General features: G+C 58.5%; 28 protein-coding genes and 2 pseudogenes. 16 read left to right on the top strand and 14 right to left on the bottom strand.

Annotated elements, in window-relative coordinates:
* Nucleotides 1-149 precede the first annotated feature (149 nt).
* A complete protein-coding gene (locus HGP16_RS18935) occupies nt 150-896 on the top strand; it encodes an alpha/beta hydrolase (RefSeq protein ID WP_205927533.1) in 747 nt (248 codons plus the stop codon).
* A 59-nt stretch (nt 897-955) separates the two neighbouring features.
* On the opposite strand, the gene HGP16_RS18930 is transcribed toward HGP16_RS18935, so the two are convergent.
* From HGP16_RS18930 to HGP16_RS18920, 3 genes are read right to left on the bottom strand one after another with little or no spacing between them, the layout of a single operon-like run.
* Nucleotides 956-1258: a putative quinol monooxygenase gene (locus HGP16_RS18930; RefSeq protein ID WP_168841552.1), complete on the bottom strand. Its 303-nt coding sequence runs from the start codon at nt 1256-1258 to the stop codon at nt 956-958.
* A gap of 14 nt (nt 1259-1272) precedes the next feature.
* Nucleotides 1273-2079, bottom strand: coding sequence for an SDR family NAD(P)-dependent oxidoreductase (locus tag HGP16_RS18925; protein WP_168841551.1), 807 nt, complete (start codon nt 2077-2079; stop codon nt 1273-1275).
* A 38-nt stretch (nt 2080-2117) separates the two neighbouring features.
* A complete protein-coding gene (locus tag HGP16_RS18920; protein ID WP_168841550.1) occupies nt 2118-2768 on the bottom strand; it encodes a peroxiredoxin-like family protein in 651 nt (216 codons plus the stop codon).
* Between the two features lie 155 nt (nt 2769-2923).
* Here HGP16_RS18920 and HGP16_RS18915 point away from each other — a divergent pair, with 155 nt between their 5' ends.
* The 8 genes from HGP16_RS18915 to HGP16_RS18875 all read left to right on the top strand — a co-directional run bounded on the left by HGP16_RS18915 (nt 2924) and on the right by HGP16_RS18875 (nt 9095).
* Nucleotides 2924-3538 (top strand): TetR/AcrR family transcriptional regulator, encoded by a 615-nt coding sequence (locus HGP16_RS18915; protein WP_168841549.1) that lies wholly within the window; start codon nt 2924-2926, stop codon nt 3536-3538.
* A gap of 112 nt (nt 3539-3650) precedes the next feature.
* On the top strand, nt 3651-4208 hold the full coding sequence (locus HGP16_RS18910; RefSeq protein WP_168841548.1) for a sigma-70 family RNA polymerase sigma factor: 558 nt from the start codon (nt 3651-3653) through the stop codon (nt 4206-4208).
* Nucleotides 4205-4840, top strand: a complete 636-nt coding sequence (locus tag HGP16_RS18905) for an NrsF family protein (RefSeq protein WP_168841547.1) — start codon at nt 4205-4207, stop codon at nt 4838-4840. Before HGP16_RS18910 ends, HGP16_RS18905 begins: the two co-directional genes overlap by 4 nt.
* 540 nt (nt 4841-5380) lie before the next feature.
* Nucleotides 5381-6115: an NrsF family protein gene (locus HGP16_RS18895; protein ID WP_246705562.1), complete on the top strand. Its 735-nt coding sequence runs from the start codon at nt 5381-5383 to the stop codon at nt 6113-6115.
* Between the two features lie 399 nt (nt 6116-6514).
* Entirely contained in the window at nt 6515-6820 is a 306-nt protein-coding gene (locus HGP16_RS18890; protein ID WP_168841546.1) for a DUF2282 domain-containing protein, read from the top strand.
* Between the two features lie 40 nt (nt 6821-6860).
* Nucleotides 6861-7793, top strand: coding sequence for a DUF692 domain-containing protein (locus HGP16_RS18885; protein WP_168841545.1), 933 nt, complete (start codon nt 6861-6863; stop codon nt 7791-7793).
* Entirely contained in the window at nt 7780-8580 is an 801-nt protein-coding gene (locus HGP16_RS18880) for a DNA-binding domain-containing protein (protein WP_168841544.1), read from the top strand. Before HGP16_RS18885 ends, HGP16_RS18880 begins: the two co-directional genes overlap by 14 nt.
* Nucleotides 8580-9095 carry a DoxX family protein gene (locus HGP16_RS18875; RefSeq protein ID WP_168841543.1) on the top strand — a complete coding sequence of 172 codons (516 nt, stop codon included), beginning with the start codon at nt 8580-8582 and terminating at the stop codon, nt 9093-9095. Before HGP16_RS18880 ends, HGP16_RS18875 begins: the two co-directional genes overlap by 1 nt.
* A gap of 236 nt (nt 9096-9331) precedes the next feature.
* On the opposite strand, the pseudogene HGP16_RS18870 reads toward HGP16_RS18875, so the two are convergent.
* The 9 genes and pseudogenes from HGP16_RS18870 to HGP16_RS18830 form a co-directional block, all read right to left on the bottom strand.
* Nucleotides 9332-9580 (bottom strand): annotated as a pseudogene (locus HGP16_RS18870) (helix-turn-helix domain-containing protein); the annotation flags it as partial.
* 134 nt (nt 9581-9714) lie between these two features.
* Nucleotides 9715-10554 carry an ATP-binding cassette domain-containing protein gene (locus HGP16_RS18865; RefSeq protein ID WP_409526851.1) on the bottom strand — a complete coding sequence of 280 codons (840 nt, stop codon included), beginning with the start codon at nt 10552-10554 and terminating at the stop codon, nt 9715-9717.
* Between the two features lie 105 nt (nt 10555-10659).
* Nucleotides 10660-12645, bottom strand: a complete 1986-nt coding sequence (fhuB, locus tag HGP16_RS18860) for a Fe(3+)-hydroxamate ABC transporter permease FhuB (RefSeq protein WP_168841542.1) — start codon at nt 12643-12645, stop codon at nt 10660-10662.
* Complete coding sequence (locus tag HGP16_RS18855) at nt 12642-13568, bottom strand: ABC transporter substrate-binding protein (protein WP_168841541.1); 927 nt, start codon at nt 13566-13568, stop codon at nt 12642-12644. The genes fhuB and HGP16_RS18855 overlap by 4 nt, the downstream gene beginning before the upstream one ends.
* Nucleotides 13568-16021: a TonB-dependent siderophore receptor gene (locus HGP16_RS18850; RefSeq protein ID WP_168841540.1), complete on the bottom strand. Its 2454-nt coding sequence runs from the start codon at nt 16019-16021 to the stop codon at nt 13568-13570. The genes HGP16_RS18855 and HGP16_RS18850 overlap by 1 nt, the downstream gene beginning before the upstream one ends.
* Before the next feature lie 135 nt (nt 16022-16156).
* Nucleotides 16157-17092 carry a FecR family protein gene (locus tag HGP16_RS18845; protein ID WP_168841539.1) on the bottom strand — a complete coding sequence of 312 codons (936 nt, stop codon included), beginning with the start codon at nt 17090-17092 and terminating at the stop codon, nt 16157-16159.
* Between the two features lie 98 nt (nt 17093-17190).
* The gene (locus HGP16_RS18840; RefSeq protein WP_168841538.1) at nt 17191-17697 is read right to left on the bottom strand and encodes an RNA polymerase sigma factor; all 507 of its coding nucleotides are present in this window, start codon (nt 17695-17697) and stop codon (nt 17191-17193) included.
* A 240-nt stretch (nt 17698-17937) separates the two neighbouring features.
* Nucleotides 17938-18279 (bottom strand): hypothetical protein, encoded by a 342-nt coding sequence (locus HGP16_RS18835; protein ID WP_246705561.1) that lies wholly within the window; start codon nt 18277-18279, stop codon nt 17938-17940.
* A 445-nt stretch (nt 18280-18724) separates the two neighbouring features.
* Nucleotides 18725-19453, bottom strand: coding sequence for an SDR family NAD(P)-dependent oxidoreductase (locus HGP16_RS18830; RefSeq protein WP_168841537.1), 729 nt, complete (start codon nt 19451-19453; stop codon nt 18725-18727).
* Between the two features lie 95 nt (nt 19454-19548).
* On the opposite strand from HGP16_RS18830, the gene HGP16_RS18825 reads away from it, so the two are divergent.
* Nucleotides 19549-19971, top strand: coding sequence for a helix-turn-helix domain-containing protein (locus tag HGP16_RS18825; RefSeq protein WP_168841536.1), 423 nt, complete (start codon nt 19549-19551; stop codon nt 19969-19971).
* Between the two features lie 46 nt (nt 19972-20017).
* Here the strand turns inward: HGP16_RS18825 and HGP16_RS18820 are convergent, their stop codons facing one another.
* Complete coding sequence (locus HGP16_RS18820; protein ID WP_168841535.1) at nt 20018-20878, bottom strand: LysR family transcriptional regulator; 861 nt, start codon at nt 20876-20878, stop codon at nt 20018-20020.
* 162 nt (nt 20879-21040) lie between these two features.
* Between HGP16_RS18820 and HGP16_RS18815 the strand changes: the two genes are divergently transcribed.
* From HGP16_RS18815 to HGP16_RS18790, 6 genes and pseudogenes are all read left to right on the top strand, one after another.
* Complete coding sequence (locus HGP16_RS18815; RefSeq protein ID WP_168841534.1) at nt 21041-21940, top strand: NAD(P)-dependent oxidoreductase; 900 nt, start codon at nt 21041-21043, stop codon at nt 21938-21940.
* Nucleotides 21937-22761, top strand: a complete 825-nt coding sequence (locus tag HGP16_RS18810; RefSeq protein WP_168841533.1) for an oxidoreductase — start codon at nt 21937-21939, stop codon at nt 22759-22761. The genes HGP16_RS18815 and HGP16_RS18810 overlap by 4 nt, the downstream gene beginning before the upstream one ends.
* A gap of 50 nt (nt 22762-22811) precedes the next feature.
* On the top strand, nt 22812-23660 hold the full coding sequence (locus HGP16_RS18805) for an alpha/beta fold hydrolase (protein WP_168841532.1): 849 nt from the start codon (nt 22812-22814) through the stop codon (nt 23658-23660).
* A 103-nt stretch (nt 23661-23763) separates the two neighbouring features.
* Nucleotides 23764-24288, top strand: coding sequence for a VOC family protein (locus HGP16_RS18800; protein ID WP_168841531.1), 525 nt, complete (start codon nt 23764-23766; stop codon nt 24286-24288).
* A gap of 44 nt (nt 24289-24332) precedes the next feature.
* Nucleotides 24333-24443, top strand: a pseudogene (locus HGP16_RS18795) (L,D-transpeptidase); the annotation flags it as partial.
* A gap of 178 nt (nt 24444-24621) precedes the next feature.
* Nucleotides 24622-25107 (top strand): alpha/beta fold hydrolase, encoded by a 486-nt coding sequence (locus tag HGP16_RS18790; RefSeq protein WP_409526850.1) that lies wholly within the window; start codon nt 24622-24624, stop codon nt 25105-25107.
* A 457-nt stretch (nt 25108-25564) separates the two neighbouring features.
* Here HGP16_RS18790 and HGP16_RS18785 read toward each other — a convergent pair whose 3' ends face one another.
* On the bottom strand, nt 25565-26173 hold the full coding sequence (locus tag HGP16_RS18785; protein ID WP_168841530.1) for a J domain-containing protein: 609 nt from the start codon (nt 26171-26173) through the stop codon (nt 25565-25567).
* Between the last annotated feature and the right edge of the window lie 236 nt (nt 26174-26409).

The raw sequence follows: 26409 nt of genomic DNA, 5'->3' as shown, positions 1-26409 counted from the left end.
GAGTTCGCTCGAGCCAGCGATAAAGTTACAGCGTCACATCTTCGTGATCCGTCAAATCGCGATGACAAAACAGTGATTGGCTCCATCGTAACGACTGGGCCACCGCCTGCGTATGTGTTGGGTCATCACGATTTTCTATGGGAGAGACCATGATTCCGTTCCGATCCATCGTTCTGGGCACGACGACAGCGATCTGTGCCGCGTTGGCCATGCTAGCCTTCGCCGAACCAGTCTCCTTCAATGCGAAGGATGGTGTGAAAATATATGGCGAATTCCAGCGCCCCGAGGGTAAGCCGAGGGCTACCATCCTGCTGTTCCATATGGCAGGGTCCAACAGACAGGAGTATGCACCCCTGGCGCCTGTTCTCAATAGGGCGGGGTTCGCCACGCTTGCGATCGACCAGCGCTCTGGTGGCGATCTTTGGGGCAGTGTCAATCAGACCGCAGCCAAAATAAAGGCTGGCGCCGGATACGCGGACGCTTTGCCGGATCTGGAGGCAGCCATAGCCTATGGCAATGCGCAACATTCCGGTCCCATTGCTCTCTGGGGATCAAGTTATTCCTCGGCATTGGTGTTCGTCGCTGCTGCAAGGCATCCCGAGGTAAAGGCATTGCTTGCATTTTCGCCGGGCGAATACATATCGGGCCATTCCATCGAGAAAGAAGCCGCAAAGCTCTCCATTCCGGTTTTCATCACGTCCGCGCCGGACAATGATGAGATTTTGAGCGCGAAAGCGCTGGCGCGGGCTGTACCGGATCATAGAGCGGTTCAATATGTTCCGCACAACGGCGTCCACGGATCATCGACGCTTAGGATCGACAAAGATCCACAGGGTGCCTCCGAAAACTGGAAGCATGTGATGGCCTTTCTCGATGGTGCCTTCCCGCGTCGTTGATCGACCCCGCGTCCCCACGATACCAAGCCGGGCGGGCACCCGGCTTCGCAGCGAGCGTCTCAGCCGGGTAATCGGTCGGCAAGGACTTGAGGCTGCTTGATGTCGAGCGGACCTTCGAATAGGTCGTCATACCTTGCCATGAGGGCAGCTGCGATCTGCCCGTTGAGATGTGCCTGGCGTCCCTCTTCGGCTTCGAAAGCGTCGAATATACCGAATGTCGAGGCGTCAAAGCGAACCGCAAACCACGCAACGGTCAGCGGCTCCTGCGGAAGGAGCGCCTGCGCGCCTTTCAGAAACGCGCCGACCTCCTCTTCCTTTCCAGCTTTAGCCTTCAGCTGCACAAACAGAGCTACTTTGGTCATGGTCGTCTCCTCTTCTAGAGTGCAAAGTGGTCGCTGACCGCCTCTTCGAGCGCGGGTTTCATCGTCATAAAGCGTTCATCGATTGTCGCCGGATCGTCGCGATTGGCGGCAATCATCTTTGCGCGCGCTTCCCCTCCGCGGATCACCTCGAAGACGTTTGCCTCGATGCCATCGATCAGGGCATCGGCGACGGCGCTCGCCGGTTCTCGCGTGAAGCCAAGCTCCGACCCGGCTCTGGAGGTTCCCATCATCGGCGTATCGGTTGCGCCGGGATAGAGTGTCAGAACGTGGATCCCTTCGCCTTTCAATTCTCGCCGTAAAGCCTCGCCGAATCTTGAGAGCCCCGCTTTCGCGGCGGCATAGGTCGTATAGAACGGCGCGCCCACGAGAGCGATTCCGGAAGTCACATTGACGATAAGTCCATCGCCTGACGCACGCAAATGCGGAAGAGCGGCCTGCGTCAGCAGGATCGGCGCGACGAGATCAACCTCGACCATCGTCCTTATTTCCTCCTCGGCCATGTTTTCCAGACGCCCGGCCCGAACGCCGCCGGCGTTGTTCACCAGCACATCAAGTCCACCGAGGATTTCCGTTGCCTCCTGCAGGGTCAGAGCCCGACCTTGTTGCGTCGCTACATCCGCCACGAACCCTGTAGCGGGCAAACCGCCCGTTTGGAGGCTCCCGACCGCCTCCGCCAGCCGCTTGCCGTTGCGGCCCGTGACAACAACCCTCGCGCCTTTTGCCAGCATGGCCCGCGCGATCGCCAAGCCGATGCCACTCGAGCCACCCGTGATCAGAACACGCTTTTCTTCGAGATTCATGCTCTTCGTCTCGCTTCCTCTTTGGATGCAGTTTCGGCTCACACGCCAGCCGCCACCAATGCGTCAACGATCGCCTCCGGAGACAGTCGCTTGCGCTGATCTGTTTCAGGGTTGGCAAGCCGCACACGGCCGTTGCGACCGATCACGAACGTCGCGGCTATCGGCAGCTCCCAGCTGTTATCGCCGTTGATGGCGGTGAGATCGACGCCGAACGACGGAAAGTCCAACACGAGGTCGTCAGATAGTTTGTAGACGAGCCCGAACTTCCTCGCGACCACATTTCCGGCGTCGCTGAGCACTTCGAATGTCAAATTATTCTTTTGCGCCATGATCAAGGACCCGTCCGGCTTCTGTGGCGAAATGGCAATAAGGTATCCACCTGCTTCAGAGATCGCCGGAAGCGCCCGTTCGTAGGCTGCGAGCTGAATATTACAATAGGGACACCAGGCACCACAGTAGAAGGACAAGACCACTGGGCCGCCGGCGAGCGTCTCCAGTAACGAGATCGTCTCGCCGGTGGCGCCGGGGAGGGCGAATTCAGGAGCGAGATCACCGGGCTTCAGGACGCGATCGAACGGAAAGACCGCCGTCAGCTCATCGATCTTTGCATTCAGAAACGCCGCGGCACCGGCAGATGCCCCCGCCTCGAATTTTGCGTTAAAGTCAGCGAACTCCTGCTCCAGAACCATCACCGCTTAACCTTGTGAATTTTGGGCCGCAAGCCCATCGGAAACGCGCATCCGTGATCGGAGCATGATTGCGTTTTAAATCAATCGTTATAAAATGTATCTCCGAAAGTTCGCGGCTATGCTGCTGGCGTAATCAATTTTCCGAGAGACGATGCATGGCCCGGCCAAGAGAGTTCGATGAAGAAAAAGTGCTGGAGTTGGCAGTGGAGCAATTCTGGGAACGGGGGTACGAAGCGACATCGATCCGAGACCTTGCCGAGGCCATGGGGCTCACGACCGCCAGCGTCTACAACGCGTTCGGGGATAAGCGGGCCGTTTATCGACGGGCACTTGATTTCTATGTGGAGCGGAGTTTTGTCGATCGCGTCGGGCGGTTCGAAACGAAGTCCCCCCGCCTGGCGATCGACGCTTTTTTTTCCGAGATCATCGAACGATCCCTGAGCGATTCCAAGCGGAAGGGCTGTATGCTTGTCAATTCCGCCCTCGAAGTCGCGCCGCACGACGCCGAGTTTCAACGGGTGGTCGCGGACGTCCTCGTCCAGGTCGAGGGATTTTTCCTGCGCTGCATTCAGAGGGGGCAGGAGGACGGAAGCATCGGTAACCGGCACCCCGCGACCAATCTCGCGCGCACGCTACTGGGAAGCCTGCTTGGCATCCGGGTTCTTGCGCGTACCCGGCCTGAAAAGGAATTGCTAGAGGGGCTGATCCAGCCCGTCTTCGCGCTGCTCGAACCCAATGCGACAAAGCAATTGGAAGCCGCTCGATCATGATTGAATGCCGCACCAGACGAGATCTCCCGCCCACAACTTTATCTCAACAGCGAAAAAATTCTGACATCTCCTGTAACGAATCCTGCCTGCTTTCCGAAAACGGGTATGTCGAATGAACAACTCGACGCGCGAAGATGAATGGGCCTCCTGGATGCGATCCGCAATCGCGGGCGACGGACGGGCCTACCATAAGCTGCTCACAGCGGTCACGCCCCATCTCCGTACGATGGCCCGCAGACGGTGCGAACGGTATGGCGCGTCGGCGAGCGAGGCGGAAGACGTGGTTCAGGAAGTATTGCTGGCAATACACCTCAAGCGAGGCACATGGGATCCGGCCCGGCCGCTTGGCCCATGGATGGCCGCTCTGGTGCGCAACAAGTTGATCGACAGCCTTCGTCGGAGAGGGCGACAAGCCAGCGTTCCGTTGGATGATGTGATCGCCATACTCGAAAGCGAGGAGCGGATGGATGCCGGCGACCGGATGGACGTCGCGCAGATTCTAGGGCGTCTGAAGGATCCCCAGCGGACGATCGTGCAATCGATATCAATCGAGGGCTCGAGCGTCCGCGAGACGGCGGAGCGTCTGAAGATGACGGAGGTAGCAGTGCGCGTGTCGCTCCATCGCGCGTTAAAAGCGTTGTCAGTGCTCTATTCGGAGCAAATGAAATGAAGACCGACAATCTCATTATGCTGATTGCGCAAGATGCACAGGTTCGCTCCAATCTCGACCATATGCTTCAGCAGGCAATAATTGCCGCGATCCTGATTGCAGCGATCGGCTTTTTTTCAGCCATCGGTTTCCGCCCTGACATCGACAACGCGATGGGCACCGGGCGTTTTCTGTTCAAGTTCGTAATCACCATTTCGCTGGCGACTAGCGGTGGATTGGTCATGTTCCGGATTGGCAAGCCAGGCGTTCCCTGGCAATCGGTGGCATGGAGTTTGCTGGTCCCCCTGGCTCTTGCGATCGGCGCAGCGGTCTTCGAGTTGTCGGTCATGCCGCCTGAGACTTGGGGTATACGCATGATCGGACATAATTCGAGGTTATGTCTGACGATTATCCCGTTGCTTTCGATCGGGCCTTTAGCATGCTTTCTGCTCGCGTTGCGCCATGGAGCTCCAGCAAAGCCTGCATTCGCTGGCGCAGTTGCGGGCTTGGCGTCCGCCGGCATCGCGGCAACGTTTTACGCTGCTAACTGCAACGACGACAGCCCGCTCTTTGTCCTGCTTTGGTATCCGATTGCCATTTGCGTTGTTACGGCCGCAGGTGCCCTGGCCGGGTGTCGTCTCCTTCGCTGGTAGGTTCTGCGAATGCGAATACCTTCCGTTTTTAGTGCGGCCGGAGACGGACAATGGCGTATCAACGCCGTCCGATCCATTCTACGGCGACCGCTGCTGCGGCCATTACGCCAACTCTATCACAGGCCTGATCTTGTCGACCCGCTCGATTTTTTGACCTGGTTCGAATTCGCTCCTGCCCACGCGCCTGCATTTGATGTTTGTCGCCCGTCTGCGTACAACGCAGGCGTGGCAATAAGCAAAGCGGGAAGTCGCGCTTCGCCCCTCGCGGGCCGACGTGTGAACAACCATTGAAACTGACTGATTTGATCCGGCAGAGGCCTATGAACAAAGACACAAACAAGCAATCGCTATCGAATTTTTGAATGCCATTCACGGCAAATCGTCAATATAGGGCGTCACCGCGGATGCTTTCCTCAGCGAAAGGCATGTTCTTCGAAGATCGCGACGGCACCGCAGGTCTCTGATGTGTCAATACTGGCCACGGACGAGACCGGATCGCGGAGGCGGTTTCGAGGGACATGATGAGAGGTGGATTGCCCGATGCCGTTGATGTTCTGCTGTTTGAACACCAAATGTGCGTTTATGGATGTTTGCGAGTTCGTTCTGCGTGATCGGATTGGCGTGTTGGGAAGTGACGGCGTGAAAACAGAAGACCTGATTACCTTGATGGCGCAAGACACGCGGCGGCCTGTCAATTTGTCTCTGCTCCTGGCGGGCGCGGTGTTGGGCGGCGCCGTGCTTGCTGCAATGGCATTCTTTGCAACCATTGGCTTTCGACACGACATTGCACAGGCTGTCGAGACGGTCCGGTTCATCTTCAAATTCGTGGTGACGCTAACCTTGCTAGCGACTGCAGTTTCGCTTTTGGGCGCAACCGTTCGACCCGGCAGGGATCCGGGCGCCCGCCGATGGGTCTTGCTGGCAGCACCAGTCCTGCTCTTGGCGGCAACCGCCATGGAGCTGAGCGTGACGCCGTCGCAATTATGGCTCGACAAGCTGGTCGGGCACAACGCGCTGCACTGCCTCACCATTATTCCGGCACTATCATTGTTACCTGGATTTTTGCTGTTCGTCGCCATGCGTCAAGGTGCGCCCGAACATCCAGGCCTCGCCGGTGCGTTGGCCGGCCTGATTTCGGTGGGAATAGCGGCCACCCTTTACGCCTCGAATTGTTTTGACGACAGCCCCTTGTTCGTCGTGATCTGGTACCCCCTGGCGACGTTAATCGTGACCGCGGTCGGATATGTTGCGGGCAGGCGCTTTTTGCGCTGGTAAAGGACCGCGCTTCCTTATCAAGCCGCACGCCGGTTTTTTGCCTTCTCGCGCATACGTGGCATCAGTCGAGAGAGAATTGAGCGAGAAAGTCCTTAACGCTTTCGGCTTCTTGGGCAAGGTTGCGGCTTGCCTCTGTGGTCGGTCGAACCATGGTTTCGTTGTCTTGAATTACCGGGTCTAAAGCCCCACGGCGCTGTCGATTTCCTGCAGGCCAGTTGATTGCTCACGAGCGGTCGCGACCATGGCCGTGACATGCTTATTAATTTCGCGGACCTCGTGGACAGGATCGTTCAACGTAGCTCATCACAAACATGTGACCGAGGGACACGTAACGAAAGATCGAACGTTTGCGAACTCCTGATGCGTTCAAAAAGAGCGTCTACCAAACAGGAGAATTTCATGTCCGTTAAAACCGCGATTTCATCCGTTGTGCTCGCCGGCGCCGTTACCACTGCCCTTGCTTCAATCGTCAGTGCCGCTCCGCTCACCAAGGCTGAGGCCACCGCTGCAGTTGCTGCTCATAAGGAAAAATGCTTCGGCGTGGCCCTTAAGGGCCAGAACGATTGCGCTGCCGGTCCGGGAACGACCTGCCAGGGTACGTCTACGGTCGATTTCCAGGGCAATTCCTGGAAGTTCGTTCAAGGGGGCACCTGCACGTCGATCAAGTTGCCAAACGGTAAGCACGGCTCGTTGAAGGCGATTTAATTCGCGAGAGCCGCAACAAATTGGAAGCGGAGAAGAACAAATGCAGCAGACATACAGTGTCGTAATTTCGTCACCGCCAGAGGCACATCCTCTCCGCTTTCCACCCTATCCGATCGCAGGTTTGGCAGGGACCAGCTTCAAGCACGAACATTTCGCCGCGATCACCGAAGAAGGGCCGCATCGTGGTTTCTTCGAAGTTCACGCCGAAAACTACATGGGTGCAGGCGGGCCGCCACTGCGGATGCTCGAGCAGATCCGCCGGGACAATCCGGTGTCGCTTCACGGCGTCTGCATGTCTATCGGTGGACCTCAGCCACTCGACAAAGCACATCTTGACCGCTTCAAATCTCTCGTTGATCGCTACGAACCGGCCTTGGTGTCGGAACATCTGGCCTGGTCGACGCATCAGACGACATTTCTCAATGACCTCCTTCCTCTGCCTTATACCCCGGAGAGCTTGGCGCGGGTTTGTGAACACATTGAACAGGTGCAGGAAACCATCGGACGCCCGATCCTCCTGGAGAATCCTTCCACCTATGTGACGTTCCGCCAATCGACGATGAGTGAGACCGATTTCATCCACTCGATCGCCCGGCGCACCGGATGCGGTCTTCTCCTTGACGTCAACAATGTCTTCGTCTCGGCGACCAATCATGGTTATTCGGCATTAGATTATCTTTCGGATTTTCCGCTCGCCGCAGTCGGCGAGATCCATCTTGCCGGGCATGCCGAACAAGCCGACGACGAGGGCGATCTGCTCCTGATCGACAGCCATGACGGACCGGTCGCGGATGCCGTCTGGAAGCTTTATGAGATCGTGGTTGCTCGTTGCGGTCCAATCCCGACGCTTGTCGAATGGGACAACGATATTCCGGACTGGCCGGTGTTGCGCGCCGAGGCGCTCGCTGCACAGGCTATCCTCGACCGTGACGTCTCCATCGCCTTGCCGGATCGAAGCCATGCAGCAGCTTGAAACCACGTTCGAACGAACACAACCTCTAGGCTATGCTGCGGATTTCGCGCCGGCCTTGACGAACCCGGACGCAGAGACACCCCTAGGCGTCGTCGGCCCGAACGGCAAGGGAGCGGTGAAGCGCTACAATGTTTATCGCAACAACGTTACCGTCAGCCTGATCGACGCGCTTTCAGGGATTTACCCTGCTGTCCAGCGCCTGACCGGTGTCGAATTCTTTCGGGCTATGGCGCGCTATCATTTGCGCGAGAGTCCGCCGACGTCACCTCTACTCTTCGAATATGGCCGCGGTTTTCCAGCTTTCATCGAACGTTACGAATACGCCCGGTCGTTGCCTTGGCTGGCGGACGTTGCGAGGATCGAGCGGGCTTGGCTGGACGCTTACCATGCGCCGGATGTCCACATGCTTGCTGCCGACGCACTCGGATCCGTACCGCCGGAGCGTCTCGCCGAACTGGTTTTTACAGCTCATCCGGCGACAAGGATCGTTCGCTCGCACTATCGGGCGCTGACAATCTTTGCCGCCAACCGCAGTGATGATCTCGTCGGGCCGATCGAGGCAAACGAACCGGAAGACACACTCATCACGCGGCCGGATATGGAGGTGATCGTGCGACACCTTCCTCCCGGCGGCGCGGAATTCCTGATCTTCCTCATTTCCGGCGAGCCTTTGGGCATCGCCGCCGCCAAGGCCATCGACGTCTGCCCATCCTTCGATATCGCGGTCAGTGTCGCGGGCATGATCGAAGCCGGCGTGTTTTCGGCCATCACTCTTGGAGACTTATGATGATATCGACCACCACACAGCAATCCTCCATCAAAGCGCGGTTACAGCCGGTCGTGACGCTCGTCGAGATGGCGCAAAACCTGGTTCGTATAATCGCGCAGCCGGCGCTCGTTCAAGCCGTTATGCGTGTCGCCCTCGCCGTACCCTTCTGGAAGTCGGGCATTCTGAAATGGGACGGATTCTTGCAACTGAACGACACGGCTGTCACCCTCTTTACCGATGAATTCATGCTGCATCTGCCCGGCGGCCCATATCCCTACCCGGCACCGGTGACTACGGCCTTCCTCTCCGGTTCGGCGGAGATCACTTTTCCGATCCTGCTGGTTCTCGGCCTAGCTACCCGTTTCGCTGCGTCTGGCCTGCTGTTTATGACGCTCATCGTCGAACTCACCGTGCCGGATGGGTGGCCGATCCATATCACCTGGGCTGCGATGGCGTTCTCGCTTATGGCCTGGGGTCCGGGAAAGTTTTCTATCGATCATCTCATGGCGAAATGGTTCGTTTATAGAGTTTGATACTATCGGCCGGCAGTTGGTGCCTTCCCATAGCAATACTAATCTACCGGATCAGGTGTCTGCATTCGCAGTGAGGCAAGAAGGGGAGAATAGCCAGCCTACCAGCCCAGATCGTCCAGTGCCGGCAACCTAAGTTCCTCCTTCACCAACGGAATCCTTTACGCTGGCAGTACAGAAGGGCAGGGTCGTTGGTGCTATTCCTATCAAGGCGGGCATTGCCTCGCAGCAAACATTACCATCTTCCTGGCACCCCAGCGGGGTTTGGTCTTCTTGCACGAGACGATCATCGCCTCGACCGGCTTAGGCAACTGGTTGGCATAACGCACGGGCCTTCGAGACCGGTCCGTATAGCGATCGAAGATCTTGTAACCGGTATTGCGCGAGATGCCGAACTCCCGGCACACGTCGCTCGTGCCTTCGCCCTCCAGCAGCCGGGCGACAAAACGCAGACGTTCCTCCAACACCGAGGTCTCTTTCCACGGCATCAACACCTCCCGCAAAAGGGAAAAGTGTTACCCATGTGTCCGGTACGAAACGTCACCTATCTTTCGGGTCATCTGGCAATTCGCACATAATTCCCAAGAAGCGGCGTACCGTCTGCTTGTGACGATTGGATCGCTCACATCGGTATAGCAACTGGGCGGCCCGAAGCTGGGTGTTGGAGGATGTGCATCTCAATGCCGTAAATCGCGCATAGCGCTTCGGTGGTGAGGATGTCATCCGTCGGACCGTTTGCGATAATCCTGCCCGAATGCAGGGCGATGATGTGGTCACAGAAGCGGGCGGCGCTGTTGACGTCATGCAAAACGACCACCACGCCCAGACCCCTGGCGTGGCTGAGGCTTTGTACCAGTGACAGGACCTCGATCTGATGGGCGATGTCGAGTGCAGAGATCGGTTCGTCGAGGAGCAGGTATTCCGTGTCCTGGGCGATCAGCATGGCGAGCCAGACGCGCTGGCGTTCGCCACCAGAAAGTGTGTTGACGAGCCGATCGGCCATTCCGGCGACATCCGTGAGCTTCATAGCTTCCTCGACTTTTTCACGGTCAATCTGGCTGAAACGGCCGAGCGCCCCGTGCCATGGGTAACGTCCAAGCGCAACGAGTTCGCGCACTAGCATGCCGGTGGCAGCAGGTGTCGACTGGGGCAGATAGGCAACTTTGCGAGCAAAGGGGCGGTCGCCCCATTCGGACAGGGACATGCCCTCGAAGTGGATAGTGCCGCTGGTCGGGTTCTGCTGGCGAGCAAGCAGTTTCAAAAAAGTTGATTTACCGGAGCCGTTATGGCCGATGAGGCCGACGACTTTCCGGGGTGCCAGCGCCAGGGTGAGCGGGTGGAGCAACGTCCGGCCCGACACGGCAAAGCCGACCGCATCGAGTTGGAAGAGTGCTTCGTCATTCGCTGCTGATCCGCTCACCGGCGGCATGGCGGATGCTTCGTAGGCAGTCGTCGTCATCATTCGTGGTCCTTTGTCTTTCCGCAGCATTGACCCGCAGGCGGATTTCCAATGGTTGCATTTGATTCCGGCATGAGATCGACCTTGGTTGCCGCTGGCGTCGTCGCGTCATCGACCTTGTCTTCGCATGAGCCATAGAAAATACGGGCCGCCAATCAAACTGGTGACGATGCCGACCGGGAGCTGGTTCGGAAACAGCGCGATGCGCCCGATAAAGTCTGCGCCTGTGGTGATGGCGGCTCCGGCGAGAGCCGCGGCGATCATCTGCGGAAGCGCTCGCTGGAAGCCGAGCGTTCGCGCAATATGCGGGGCCATCAGCCCAACAAAGCTCAGAGGGCCGATGAGCAGGGTTGCGGCGGAGGCCGATATCGCCGAAAACAGGAGAAGTGCCGCCCGGCTGATCGATGTGCTGAGGCCGAGGCCCTTCGATGAAGCCTCGCCCAATGGCAGAAGGTCGAGCCAGCGGGTGAAGAGCGGTGTTATCACGAGGGCCACCGCAGCGACGGCGACGGCGATCGTCGCTTGCATCGGAGTTGTGCTGTATGTCGAGCCCACCATCCATTGTAAAACCCCGAAGATCTTTGGCAGTCCGGTACCGAGCAGGATCGCAATCAATGCGGTGAAAGCGGTATTGATCGCAATGCCGAAAAGCAGCACGTGGTCTGGATTGTAGCGGCTTCGATACCCCATTAGGAGAACGGCGACCAAGCTGACGATAGCACCGGCAGCAGCGGCCCCCAGCTGTGAGATGGGCGTAAAACTGGGTGCAAGCAGTACGAGCAGGAGGATTCCGAGAGCGGCCCCAGTGCTGACGCCGATGACTTCAGGGCTTGCCATCGGATTGCTGGTCATGCGCTGGATGATCGTTCCCGAGAGCGCAAAGAGAATGCCAGCGGCGGCGGCGGCAGCGAGACGCGGAAGCCGCCAGATCAACAACGATTGCATCTGTGAAGGAGACACAAAGCTCCAGCCATTCAGCGATGGGCCGAGCGACAGGGAAACCCAGATCAGGGCGAGCAGCATGACCGCCGTGGTCGCCAGGTAGAGGAGAGGGCGATGGATGCGTTTCTCTGCGATTGGCGACGCCGGGGTTTCCACGACCGACAACCGTTTCAGGAAGATGACGATGAGCGGTGCACCGAGAAGGCCGGTCGCGGCACCGGCAGGGATTTCGCGTACGAAGCGCGCAGCCTGCTGCAGCGCTTCATCGGCGGCAAGCAGCAGAATCGCGCCGATCGCGACGCTGGCGATCATGCGCGGCTGCAGTCTGCGGGCACCTGCGGCACGAGCGATAAACGGCGCTGCAAATCCAACGACGCCGATGACGCCGACGGCGCTGACAGTGAAGGCGGCGAGCAATACAGCAAGAATGATCGACAGCAGGCGCACGTGAAAAAGCGGTAGCCCGAGTGATCTGGCTCGTTCGTCGTTCAGCGACAGAAGTTCTAGGGGCCGGACCAAAAATGCAGCCCCGAGGCAGGCGCACAAAGTGTACGGGAGCAGGCGAGAAACCGCCGCCCAGTCGTTTTGCGTGAGCGAGCCGCTGGCCCAGACGAAGAGACCGGTCATTCCCATGCCATAGGACAGGCTGACTGCGGCCGACACGGCTCCGCAGACGAAGGTTATGACGAGACCGGCCAGGATCAAAGATACGGGCGAAAGACGATGAGGCCATGCTATCAGGAAAACGAGTGCACAGGCTGCCAACCCGCCAATGAGAGCCACCAGCTCGCGCGCTGACGCTGCCAGGGCGGGCGCCCACAAGGTTGCAAATGCAAGGGCGAGATAAGCCCCGGCTGAGACGCCGAGCGTCGAAGGATCGGCAAGGGGGGTGCGCAGTACCTGCTGGAAGATGATACCCGACAGTCCTAGCGCCCCGCCGGCGACAAGCGCGATAAGGAAACGCGGCAGGACGCTGTCATGAACCAGAACCTGTGCATAGGAATTGAGGTCGGGGTTGATAGCGACCTGCCACCAGTCATGTAAGGGCAAAAGCTCCGACAGCCGCATTGCGGCGGAAATGAGAGCGGCCAAAAACAGGCACAGCATGATCGCGGCTGGACCGATGCGACGCTTCTCTTGTGTCGGCATCATCGCGATCCCCCCTCATTGTCGCTCCACGCGACGGTGAGCAAGCGTGCGAAGCGGGATGCAGACGGCAAGCCACCAGAGCCCAGCACAGCGGGCAGGACACGCAATCGCCCTTCGCGGACAAAGGGGAAGGTTTGCCATAAACGATTATTCCCCAATCGGCCCGCCATTCCCGGCGCGGCCGGACTGTCGAGCAGAACCATCGTGGCGTCGCCAAAGGCGCCGAGCTTCTCCAGCCCGACTGCGATGAACTCGCCGGCGATGTTCGGTTCCGCGAGCGTCAGGCCGACCTGTCGCAGCACGGCGCCATAAAGGCTGTTCGGCCCGAAGAGGCTGACATGCCTGTCATCGAGCGGGCTTGCCAGGAGCAGAGGGCGATCTTTCAGGCCCGAAAGGCGTTGACCGGTCAGGATCAATTCGGCGCGAGTAGCTTCGACGAGGCGCTCGCCCAAAGCGCGAACTCCGATCTTGTCGGCAAGATTGAGCGTTCCGCGTTCGGCAGTTTCCAATACATCTTGCGAAGGTTGAAACAGCAGGCTGGTATAGACGGGCGCGATCCGCTGGAGCATCGGCGCTGCTAGCTGCAGGACGGGCGTAGCGACAATGAGCTGTGGGGCAAGCGCCTGCAGCAGCTCGAAATTCGGCGTAAACAACAGGCCGATGTCGACCACCGAACTCGGCAGAACGGGATCGACGACATAGCGCGCATACCAGGCAGGTGCCGGCACTCCGACCGGCACCACCCCGAGAGCGACCAGCGTAGCAGCAATACCCCAGTCAAGAACAGCGATCCGAGGAACGCCTGAAGCTGAGCCGTCAGGAAGGCCGGCTGCCCGCAATGAAAATCCGCCTGCCAACGAGGCCGCAAGACCTGCCAGCAGCGCGCGCCGCCCGATGCTTGCTATGGGATGCCTTCCGTCTCTCATCACCACTTGTACCCAAGCGTAGCGAAGACGGTGCGACGCATGCCGTATACGCAGCCCGCCGCGGTGCAATCGCTGATGAAGTGCTTGTCGAACAGGTTCGATACGTTCAAGGCAAATGTTGCTCCGCGCATTTCGTTCGAGAGTTTTCCGAGATCGTAGTTCAAGGCGGCATCGAATACGACATGATCGGGTATCTTCGCCGTATTGGCATTAGTGGTGTAACGGCTGCCGATATAGCGGACGCCAAAGCCGAGGCCGAGGCCGTCGGCGGTTCCATCCTGAAATTTGTAATCGGCCCACAGCGACGCGGTGTTGGCAGGCAGATTGGCGATGCGATTGCCCGCCGTGCCGTCGCTCGCCTTCCGTATTTCGTTGCTGAGATAGGCGTAGGAGGCCGTCAGGTTGAGCTCGTCATTAATGCTGGCAACGCTGGAGATCTGACCGCCTCTGCTTCTGACCTCTCCAACCTGTGTCTGGATGACGGGTGTCGTCAGGGTATTGGTCAGGTAGTTCTGCTGCCTCAGGTCATAGAGTGACGCAGTGATGAAGCTGTCATAGCCCGTCGGCTGGTATTTGAAACCGACCTCATATTGATCGCCGGTCGTCGGCTTGAAGGGGTCGCCCGAGGCGTTGACACCGATCGTGGGGTTGAAGGAGGTTGCATAGCTCGCATAGGGCGCGAAGCCGTTGTCGAAGAGATAGGTCAGGCCGGCGCGCCATGTGAAGGCATGGTCGTTCTGATCGGTGGTCGCGTTTTTCAGATAGTTGTCGCTGTCGGTCGAAGCCCAATCCTGACGAGCGGACAATAGCAGCGCCCAATTATCAAGCTTGAGCTGGTCCTGCGCATAGATGCCGAACTGCTGCTGTCTCTGGTTGGCATTCTGGAAAATGGGAGGAAGCTTGACGGCCTGAGTATAGTCGGGATTGTCGAGATCGAGCGACGGGCCTGCGCCATAACGGGTGAGATTGTTCCAGTTCTTATACTGGTAGTCCAATCCCAGAATGGCCTTGTGCGCGACGGGACCGGTATCGAAGTCGGCTTCGGCCTGGTTATCGATTGCAAGCGTGTTGAGCTGTTCCTGCGCCGTATAGGCCGATCGGCTCAACGTATGGCCATCGGCCGCCAGGCCGGAGGCCTGCAGTTCGGCATAGTCGACGCTCATATGCTGGAAGCGCACATTCTGCCGTATTTCCCACACATCGTTGAAGCGGTGTTCGAATTCGTAACCAATGCTCTGCTGCTGGCGCCGCATGTAATCGAAATCCTTGTCGCCCGTGAAGAGGTCGGTCGGGAAATAGGTGCCGCGGCTGGTGGGGAATATGGTTCCGGTTGCCGGCAGACGGCTCCAGAAACCGCCCCTGGGGTCGTTGAGGTAGTCTGCGAGGATCGTCAGCTTGGTATCTTCATCCGGCTTGATGGTCACCGACGGGGCAATCTCGACGCGCTCTTCGCGCTGGTTCTCGACCTGGGTGCCGGTCGTGCGGCCCAATCCGGTCAGGCGATAGAGCAATGTGCCATCGTCATTCACAGGTCCGCTAAAATCGAAGGCCGCCTGGGCGCGGTTGTAGCTGCCGGTCTGAAACTGGATCTCGTGCAGCGGTTCATCCGTCGGCTTCTTGCCGACCATGTTGAGAAGACCGCCGGGCGATCCCTGGCCGTAGAGAACCGAGGCCGGACCCTGGAGCACTTCGATGCTATCGAGGAAGAAGGGATCGACCTTCGGCACGGCCCAGGTTCCCTGCTGGAGCTTCAGGCCATTATAATATTGATCGATCTGGAAGCCACGGACCAGGAAGTTGTCGAGCCGGTTGTCAGGGCTGTCAGGAGAGGTGACGCCGGCCGAATAGGCAATGGCCTGGCGGACGGTCTGCGGCTTTTGAACCTCAAGCTGGGCTTTCGTCACAACCTGCACCGATTGCGGCGTTTCCAGCAGCGGGATGCCCGACTTCGACGCGACATTGCCGTCGGTCGAGACGAAACCGTTCTGCTTGGCCGCCTGCACCACGATGGGAGCGAGCGCCGTTGTTCCATTGGCAGCCGCCGCGCCTGCGGTTGCAGCGCTCGGGTTGGAGATCGTCACCGTCGTTGCGTTGGTGAAATGATAGGTCAGGCCTGATCCGGCCAGGATCTTGTCCAGCGCTTCGGTCCGGGTCAGCGATCCACTGACACCTCGTGAGCTTATGCCGCGCGCGACATCGGCGCTGAAGAAAAGCTGGATGCCGGCCACCTTCGAAAATTGGACGAGAGCTTGGGACAGAGGTTGCGGCGGGATGTTGTAGGCGACGCGGCCGGTCTTCTCGGCCGCTTGCGCGAAGACAGGCGCAGGGTCAGCAATGATGGTGCCGAGCGCAGTCGTGACCAGCAGCGCGAATGCAACGGAACGGTCACGGCGCGAATTGGCGCTTCCCTCGTTTTGCTGAGATCTCCGATTGTCATTTCCGCGGTACTGCATCGCCCACCTGCATTCTGTGCCCGCCAATGCGGGATTGCTGCTCAAGAAGGCCTCGGTTCGATGGCCCCGAAAAGTTAGACACCCGACCGGGCGGAGCTAATGAAAGAGTTGAGAAAAAATTCTTATTTTTAGAATTTAGCCGGCGCGGTAGACAAGCGTGACATAGTTGGCGGCGCTCAAGAGGCGGATACCGAGCGTATCGGCAATGGTCTCCAAAGCGCTCTCGGTACGGGCCGTTTCAAAAATCGCCGTAACCGGTATGTCGCCGATGCTGCTGTCCATGAGAATGATGCGGCCGCGCCGGTATCGCTCCAGTTCCGCCAATACGCGCCGTAGGGGCACGTCCTGGAAGATGATACGGTCACTGCGCCATGCTTGCACAGTGTCGAGACTTGCCTCGGTCGGCTGGCCGAGGCCGTTGCGGCCATAGCTCACCTGCCATCCCTCTTCCAGTCGCAGATTGGAAAAGCTGCCTCCCTGCACTTGCACGGCATGCTCGCTGACGGCGACGGTGACGAGATCGTCTACGAATTTCACGTCGAACTTCGTTCCGAGCGTCCGGGTGCTTCCACCGCCGGCATCGACGAGAAATGGGCGGGCGGGATCGCGTGACACATCGAAGAAGCCTTCGCCGCGATAAAGCTCGACGCGCCGCTCCGTTTCGCTGAAATGCGCCGAGAGCGCCGAATAGCTCCCCAGCTCGACAGTACTGTCATCGGGTAAACCGATCGTCATGCGCTCGCCTATGTCGGTTTTGTATTCCGCAAAAAGGCCTGGCTGATTGATGGCATAGAGGCCACCAAGCCCTCCGATGACCGCGACAGAGCCCAGGATGAAATTGCGTCGTGACAGAAGGGGACGACCCCGGCGCATTCGATCGAATTCCGGCTGCATAATATCGAAGCGTGCCCACAGGGTCTGCGCATGCTTCCAGGCGGCGGCATGGGCTTCATTTGCGGTGAGCCAGGCTTCGAAGGCTTGTCGGTCGGCCCCCGTAACCTTGTCGTCGCGCATCCGCACGAACCATTCTAAGGCTTCCATGACGATCGGATCAGTGGCGTCTTCGTTCATATCGCTGCACAGTCCGGGCGCTCCGCCCGCTCCGGTGTCTCAAGGCCTCTATTCTTCATGACACTTCAAGTGAGCAATCTAATGAATGGGAAACCGGATTAATTGCGACCGATCTTCCGGTCGAGATCGGCAAGCGCGATAACAATATGAGAAATCACGGTGTTACGGGAAACGCCCTGGCGCGCGGCGATTTCGTCGTAGCTCATGCCCTCGAATTTGTTGAGGACAAAGGCCTCGCGGCGTTTCGGCGGCAGCGATGCGACCGCCTGCAGAACGCGCCGCAACTCGCAGCGATAAACTGCCGTCATTTCCGGCGAGGGACGGGCGTCCGGTATGGCGTGGAGCTCTGCGTCCGAAATGCCGATTTCGCCGTGCCGCTTGAGATCACGGAGGTGATTGAGCGCGAGGTTGCGCGCCGTCGTCGTCAAATAGGCCGAGCAATTGTCGAGATTGCCGGCATCCGCGGCAGCGAGTAGCTTGATGAAAGCCTGATGGACGAGATCTTCCGTCGTCGCCCTGTTGCCGACAAGGCGTCTGACGATCTGGCGCAGGCGCCCTTGTTCGGAAACGTATAATCCAGCGATGTCAAAGGTCTTGGCATTCATCGACTTCATCCAGACTTCAAGCCTCGAAAGACCCGAATGTCGGCTGTAGGTGATCGATAAATTCCCCGCAATCTCAATCTATTAGATCGCTTCTAAATTAGGGGTGCGCACTTCATGGTCATTAGCGCGCCGCCGCGATAAGTGCTTGCTTTTATTCGATCGGCGTCCTTCGCAGGCGGGATTTATCTTGACTATGAATTTCATGTTTTTAAACATCTGTTGCCATTGAGCAACGTATCGTTACGAAAGCCGCGGCGGATACCAGCCATCCGTACCGTCCGCTTTTGCCTTGAGAATTGTCTCGGCGAGGTCGAGCGCCTCCTTCTGTGAGGCGACAATTTCCAGGCGGGTGCCGAATGCTTTCGTCGCTAGGCTCATTTGAACCTGTATGGCTGCACGCTTGATGGCGCTGGCCTCGATGCCGATGACGGCCTTCCAGGTTGCGGCCAGAGCGGTCTTGTTTCTCTTCAGCCAGATGCCCCCTGCCTTGCGATCCTCACGATTTTCTGCCGGTTGGTCACCTTCCATGATCACGACGAAGGGCATGGAGTGGCGAGGAAGGAATCCATCTCCCGTTCCCATTGTGCAGCATAGCCCGGCCGTACCGATTGAGCGCTCTGGCGGACGATCGGCCACAGGGAGACATCGTGAAAGATGAATGTTAGGAAGGCATTCGGCCTATCGCCGCGCCGCTATCTTACCGTCAGAAAATCTTGACGGACGCCGAAGGTTGTTCGGCGTCCGCGAAGGATATCTTCCTGTCCTTAGGCCGCCACGCGTCGGCGTTATGGTGGCTGCTCGTTATAATAGCAGGGTCGCCGGTTCAGATCGCTTGAGGAGCAAAATGGGTATTGTTATCATCACCGGACCAATTATGCGTCACGTAACACCGTCATCTCATGTCCAACATGGGGCTTGCTTCTCCAGGGATGATGCCTCGCATCATCCCTGGAGAAGCGATCGGTCGGCGGCCGGCCTGCCTGTGTACTTTAGTTTAGGTGTCGTTTCCGGCTTCTTGAAGGAGGCGTCAAACTTGAGCCATACCCCCATCAACAACAATTTCTGCACCTGTCGTAAAGCTGCTCTCGTCGCTTGCGAGGAAGAGGGCTGCTGCCGCCACCTCGTCAGGTCTACCCATGCGCCCAAGAGGGATCATACTGGACAGTGCGTCTCGAATTTCCCGTGAGGCAGCCGCCATCATCGCCGTATCGGTCGGTCCAGGGCTGACAACGTTGACGCGTATACCTTTAGGAGCAAGCTCGTTAGCCCATGTGCGTGTGAACGAACGGACTGCGGCTTTCGTCGCACCATAGACCCCATAGCCTTTGGTGCCGATATCGCCCGCGATTGAGCCAATCAGCACAATCGTTCCGCCGGGCTGCATGATGTCGATGGCACCCTGGGCTGCGAACACGAGGGATCGGACGTTCAGGCCGAATGTCCTATCAAAATGATCCTCAGAAATGTCTTCAAGCGGTGCGTATTCGGATAGGCCCGCGTTCACGACAAGCACGTCGATGCGGCCTTGTTCCGATCTTAGCTGCTCGAAGACGCGCTGAAGATCGGCGGTGTCACTGGCATCTGCTTGGATCGTCTGGATGTTGCCCATGACGGCTGACTTTGGTTGGCTCTCTGCGCCTTTGCGGCTGGTCGCGTAGACCTGCGCTCCTTCGCTCGCGAACCTTTGAGAAATGGCTCCGCCGATCCCACCGACACCGCCGATCACGAGGGAGATTTTGTTTGCTAATCTGCTCATGCTAACTCCATCAATAATGATGAAGCTAAGATATATCCTCTATACCTACGGTCAATTACGCACTAATAGTAAAGCAGATATCGAGGAGTATATCGATGCCCATAACGAACGAAAGTCTGCTCATCAACGCTTGCTCGTCTCATAGCCACAAGGCTGTCTCCGCCGAGGCGTTATTGGACGTTGAGAAGGCGCGCCCCGTGCTTGAGCAGATCGCAAACAAGTGGTCGGTCCTGATCCTGACCGTTCTGTGCACCAGGCCGTCACGCTTCAACGAGATCATGCGGCGCCTCGACGGAATTACGCACAAAGCGCTCGCAGACGCGTTGAAGCGTCTGGAGCGCAATGGCCTCGTTCGCCGTGAAGTGCTCACCACGACAACGCCGGTTGGCGTCGAATATACCATCACCTCGCTCGGCCGTTCCCTTCAGCAACCGTTCGAGGCGCTCTACGCCTGGTCCATGACCTACGGTCCGGAGCTTGAACGCGCGCAAGAGGAATACGATCGGGTTCGAAACTAGCTCGGTTGACATCGGACGACATTCGAATGTTCGGCCGGGCCGCTCATCATGCGGCTGCGTTCATCAGATGGTCTGAGACGGTCGAGATAAACGCACGAAGACGCTGAAGTCGTCGTAGGTCCCGGTGATACCCCATCCAGATGTCGCGCGCCGGGGGCGACGTCGGCACTCCCAGTCTGCGGATACCCGCGATCTGATCGCCGACGACACGGGGCAGGACAGCGATCCCGATTCCTTGCCGACACATGCGCCCCTGGACGTTGCGGTTATTCGATCGCAGGACGGGTCTCGCGTTGGGGAAGCTCTCGATGAGCCACGCGATATCGGGAAACTGCCCGGTTGACGTGTCGTGGGTGATCAGCCGGAAACCAGTCCCGTCTCCATATTTGGGTTCAGGCGAATCCTCTGAGATGTAGACGCCGTATTCTAGCCTGAAGAGCCGCCGCTGAACGACATCGGCTGTGTTGAACGGAACGATCCGAAAAGCGACGTCGGCCTCCCGCTGAGCGAGATTAAACAGGCGCGTACCGGTCAGGATCTCAACGTCGACATTGGGATAGGCATTCGAGAAATCCGCCAGGATGGGAGGCAGTACATAGGCCCCGAACCAGTCCGCTGATGAAATGCGCAGACTGCCTTTGAGATTCTGCTCCTGCCCAGCAAGCCGGCGCTCCATGGCCAGCGCGCCCTCTTCCATCTGCTCCGCCAGCGCGATGATGCCGTGGCCCTCTTCGGTCAGGATGAGACCGTCCGCAGTCCGCTGGAAGAGCGTGTGACCGATCGTCTGCTCAAGTGCGCGCAGACGCCTGCCGACGGTCGGATGGCTTGTCTTAAGAGAACGTGCGGCGGCGCCGAGTGTGCCGGATCGCGCGACAGCAAGAAAGATTCTGATGTCACTCCATTCCATCGCTATTCCCACACAAAACTGAACGGCGAGAGTACACTTATGTCACTTAAAGAACAAATCTAAGCCCCTAAATTCCTGCCATCGCTTGGAGGGGTCTCCCCTGTCCCCGCAGACTGCATCCATTCCGCTCAGAACTATTATCGGAACGACAGGAGATAAAATATGCAAATCGGATTTATCGGTCTCGGCAGTATGGGCTCGGCAATGGCCCTGAACCTGGTAAAGGCAGGCCACGATGTTCAGGCCTGGAACCGTAGCAAGGTCGCCCAGGATAGCGTCCCCGGCGTGACGCTTGTCGACCTCGCGGCGGATGCATTCCAGACTGACGCAGTCTTCACGATGCTATCCGACGACGCCGCTATTCGAGAGGTGATCCTCGATGCCGGCCTGCTCGCAAGCGCGCAGCCAGGCCTCGTCCATGTGGTCACATCGACGATCTCGGTGGCATTCGCGCGAGAGCTGGAGCGGCTGCACGAAGAGGCAGGGCTTGGCTATGTGTCCGCCCCCGTGCTCGGGCGACCGAACGTTGCGGCCAGTGGCCAGCTCAACATCCTCGCGGCCGGGAAGGCCGATGCCGTTGCCGCAATCGAACCGCTGCTCGCGCCCCTCAGCAAGAAAGTCTGGACCTTGGGCGAAAGCGCCGTTCGCGCGAATACGGCAAAGCTTGCCTGCAACATGATGATCGCCATGGCAATCGAGGCGATGGCGGAAGCTGTCGTGCTGACTGAGAGCGTCGGGCTCGACCGCGCGGATTTCTTCGAGCTCATCCTGGGCACGCTGTTCTCGGGCCGCGCCTATGAAAGCTACAGCGCGCAGATCACGGAGCGGTCCTTCGAGCCCGGCTTCAAGGCCAAGCTCGCACTCAAGGACATGCGCCTGGCGACGGAGGTCAGCAAAGAAATCGGACGGAGGCTGCCGATGCTTGAGGCCGTGTGCGAGGGGCTCGACGAAGCCGTCTCGGCCGGCCTCGGCGAGAAGGACTGGTCGATCACGGCCGACATGACCGTTCGAGGCGGCCACGGCTTGGCGTCGTCTGAAACCAATTCGGAGATAACCAAATGAAGACCTGGCTTATCACAGGCTGTTCGAGCGGCTTCGGTCAACGGCTCGCACGCGCTGCAGTCCAACGCGGCGATCAAGTCATCGCAACGGCCCGCAATGTGAAAACAATCGAAGAGCTGGTCGCGCCTTTTGGCGGCCGCATGCTCGCCTTGCCGCTCGACGTGACGGATGCGGCCGCAGCCAAGGCGGCGGTCGAAAAGGCGGTGGAGACATTCGGCGGCTTTGATGTGCTCGTAAACAATGCCGGCTACGGACTGTTTGGTGCGATCGAGGAAGGAACCGCGGAAGAATATCGGCCGATGTTTGAGGTGAACGTCTTTGGGCTGATCGAAACTACGAAAGCAGCCTTGCCGATCCTGCGACGTTCTGGCGGAACGATCGTCAACATGTCGTCCGGCGCAGGCATCGCGGGCAGCGGCGGCGCTGGATATTACAATGCCGCCAAGTTCGCCGTGGAAGGGATTTCCGAAGCGCTCGCCGGCGAACTGAAGCCGTTCGGCATCCGCGTGCTGATCATTGAGCCAGGGCCCTTCCGCACCGATTTCCTTGGCCGTTCAATCACCATAGCGGCCAACGAGATGCCGGAATATGCCGCGAGCTCGCGCAAGCATTATCGCGAAACCAACAACGGCCATCAGGCGGGCGATCCCGATAAGGCGATCGCGGTGATCCTGCGGGCGGTCGATGCCGACGATGCGCCGCTTCATCTGCCGGTTGGCCCCGCCGCGCATTCGATCGCCGAGCGAAAGCTGGCTTCCTTTCGCCGCGATATCGACGCCTGGCGCGACATCACGATCGCCACCGATTTCGACCAGCCCTGAGCGCCGACCGCTAGCTCTGTTTGAACTCAACATCGACTGGAAAAGGCATCATGATCGTAACTTTGAAGGGGTTTACCCAGCAGCTGGTGCCGGTGAACGGCATCAAGATCAACGCCGTCACGGGGGGCTCCGGCCCGCCGATCCTTCTGCTTCACGGTTGGCCGGAAACATGGTGGGAATGGCACCATGTAATGCCACTGCTGGCCGAGCATTTCAGCGTGGTGGCCATTGATCTACGTGGCGCGGGCTTTTCCGACTGCCCGCTTGACGGCTATGACAAGGCGACGATGGCGCGCGATGCGCACGAGGTCATGGTTGCCCTTGGGCATGAACACTACGCCGTCTGCGGCCATGACATTGGCGGAATGGTGGCATTGCCCCAGGCCGCCATTTATCGAAAGGCTGTCACCCACCTGGCAGTGCTCGATGTTCCGCTTCCCGGTTGGACGCAATGGGAGGCGACGTCGGCAAGGATCTGGCACTTCAGCTTCCATATGAACCGGGATCTACCGGAACGCCTGATCCATGGCCGCGAATACGACTATGTTTCGGCCTTCATGGCAGAGCGGTTCTACGATCACAGCACCTTCAATCCGGCGGACATCGAGATCTACGCGAAAGCGATGGCCCTTCCTGGCCGCACGCGCGGCGGCATGGAATGGTATCGCACCCTTAGCGCTGATCATGCAGCCGCACTCGAGTACAAAAAGCGACCGCTCGAGATACCCGTGCTCGGTCTCGGCGGAGAACAGCGCTTCGGTCCGCATATGGTCTCGATGCTCAAGGAGTTTGCCGCCAATGTCATGGGCGGTTCGATTGCGCGGTGCAGCCATTATGTTGCCGACGAGCGGCCGGACGAAGTCGCGGCCGCTCTGATCGATTTTCTCAAGCCCAACTAAAATTCCGCAACGCCCCGTCACGGGTAAGCGGACGACGACATCGCAGGCGGGTCGCGCCCACACCTGTCGCGTTCGATCGACTAAACAAGAAAGGAAGACCGTCATGACCGCATCTCAAATTCGCGGCGTCAATCACATCGGCATCACGGTGCCCGACATCGAAGCAGCAAAATCATTCCTGGTGGAAGCTTTCGGCGGCCAGGTGATCTACCAGTCCTTCGGACCGCAGGATCCGCCGCGGCAGGGACCCGAATTCGAGCGGGCCACGGGTGCTTTACCCGGAACGGTCGTGCGTGCGCAGGCGATGGTCAAGATTGGAACCGGGCCTGACATCGAGCTCTTTGAAATGCACGGCCCCCAGCAAGCCCAACCGGTTCGAGCGAGCGACTTCGGCATTACGCACTTCGCTGTCTACACCAACGACATCGACGCATCGGTAGAGCGCTTCGAAAAGGCTGGAGGGACGTCTCTCACTGCGCCGCGCGCTATTCCCTATACAACCGAGAAAGGTCCTGGAAACAAGGTCTGCTACTGCCGCATGCCATGGGGCACGACGATTGAGTTTATCACTACGCCCGACCGCATGGCCTACCATGACCACACGGATCTGCGCAGGTGGCAGGACTAGGACAGAGCGATATGAGCTATGAAAACACAACGTCCCGCCACAGGCGTTCGATCGGCAATGCCGTTTTGTCGGGCTGCGTGTGCCTGCTCAGCCAGGACATCATCGACCTCTACGATCGCCTGCCGACCAAGTCGCCGGTCGTCGTCAAGGGGTGAGACATGTCCATCGGGCGATTATCGAAGCCTGCGTCATCCTAGACACAAATTTCAAGGAAGTACCGATCATGTCGATTTTCAGCAAGCAGCCGTTGGCCTTACGGCCCTGTTTTGTCTTCTACCGTAAGCACCAGCTTTAGCCGAAGCGCGAAACATCGTGCTCGCCCATGGTGCGCTCGTGGATGGCGCCGGCTGGCGCATCGTTTATGACATTCTGACCCGCGACGGCTATATTGCCAGCATTGTCCAGCAGCCGCTGACAGGCTTGGACCAGGACGTTGCCGCCACCAAAAGTGTGCTCGATCAGCAGGACGGAGACGTCGTTCTCGTCGGTCACAGCTACGGGGGTACGATCATCACGGCGGCAGGCGATGATCCCAAGGTGAAGGCACTTGTATATGTCGCGGCGCTCCAGCCCGAAAGGAGCGAAAGCATCGGGCAATTGGTCCAGTCGATGCCGTCACCGAGCAACGATATCAAACCAACCAAGGATGGCTTCCTGCATCTTGATCCGGCAAAGTTCCCTGCCGATTTCGGGGCGGATCTGCCGCAGGATCAGGCCGAGTACATGGCCCGAAAAGCTTCTGGCGACGCTCGATGGCATTTCGCATACCGCGACCCGCCATTAAACAGGTTCTATTTATCCAGTCACCTTGTTTTCTGATCGGACTGCCCGACGAATGCGTATGGACCGCGACCCGCCCGTCCTTTTCAAGGACAGGAGCGAGTTGATCGGGACGATCACGCCCACCTATGCGACAGAGCGCAAGAAAGGTCGATCCAATCAAGCGCGGCAGGCAGTCCCGACAGGCGTGATACAAACTGACCCGTCCCAAGAGGCGCAAGCAGCTTTTCAAGCAGGCCAGAAGACGGGTCGCTGGTTCGACTCCTTTCAAGGGCTAATGGTCTCGCTTAAGCCTCGGTGGTAGCTCACGGCCAGATACGGCCTCTAAAATCTCAATCGCCATCTGCCGCGCTTGCGATGGGATCCCTGAGTATTTGACTGGTACATAAGTTTTGCTTGTATAGGATATGATGCAGAACATGGCTGTGATGAGGACAAATGCGTGAAGAAGCACCTCCATCGGGACGCCCTTCAAGGCATCCAGTACGTATCACACCTAACAGAAGCCATTTAGCTTCAGGATTTTATAGGCATCAATTGCCGCCAGAAGAGCTTCCTCGGCCGAGCGATCTCCATCGTTTGCGTCGGGATGGTACATCTTGAGTCTCTGCTTGTAACGGCTTCTGATTTCTTCCGGCGTCGCGTTCGGCGGAAGGCCGAGCGTCTCGAAGGCTTTTGCTTCCAGCACTTTAAGTTTGCGGGATGGGAGGGCCGCTTTTGCTGCTTTGCTTTGTGCGGCGCTTTTTCGCGCATTGATCGTCTTTGCGGTCCCGGAGCGAATTGAGGAGGGAAGGGGAGTTTCAGAAACGTGATTGACTCTAACGCCCCAGCTGGGGCGGCTGCCACCTGCCGCTTCCCTCTGATAGCGGGCCGTGACAGGGTTCGAAAGTTTCGTCACGTAATTGTAGCCTTCGCTATATTCTTTCGCATGGTTACGACAGAACAGCAGGTATAGACCTTCACCATCCGCTCCCACCGGCGCGCGATGGATGCCTTGTTTGTCGCATCCATCCCATTGGCATCTAGGGCCACTTGTGTCGCGATGTTCGGCCGGCTTGTTTCGCGTCGATCTCAGGCCGACGAAAATCTTCGAATCAGATGTCATCGGGCCTTATATGGCCAAGGTGGCAGACACGGCAAGATTGCCCGACGTAGGCGCCGAATCTTTGGAATATCATCCGAGCCCGCAAAAAATGCTCTGCCGAGCGAATATTGACAGGGGCCAATGCCAATCCTGACAAGTTGCCTCGACCTATTCTTTCGAAGAACATCGTTCTCGCCGAAGCCTCGTCCGTCAGCAACTCAATCAACATTGGCAGTGCGACGTCGCGCATTTCCGAA

Source organism: Rhizobium sp. P40RR-XXII (assembly GCF_012641405.1).
GTDB lineage: Bacteria > Pseudomonadota > Alphaproteobacteria > Rhizobiales > Rhizobiaceae > Rhizobium.
Note: the sequence above shows the minus strand (reverse complement) of the source record. Positions and strands in the feature narration are given on the sequence as shown.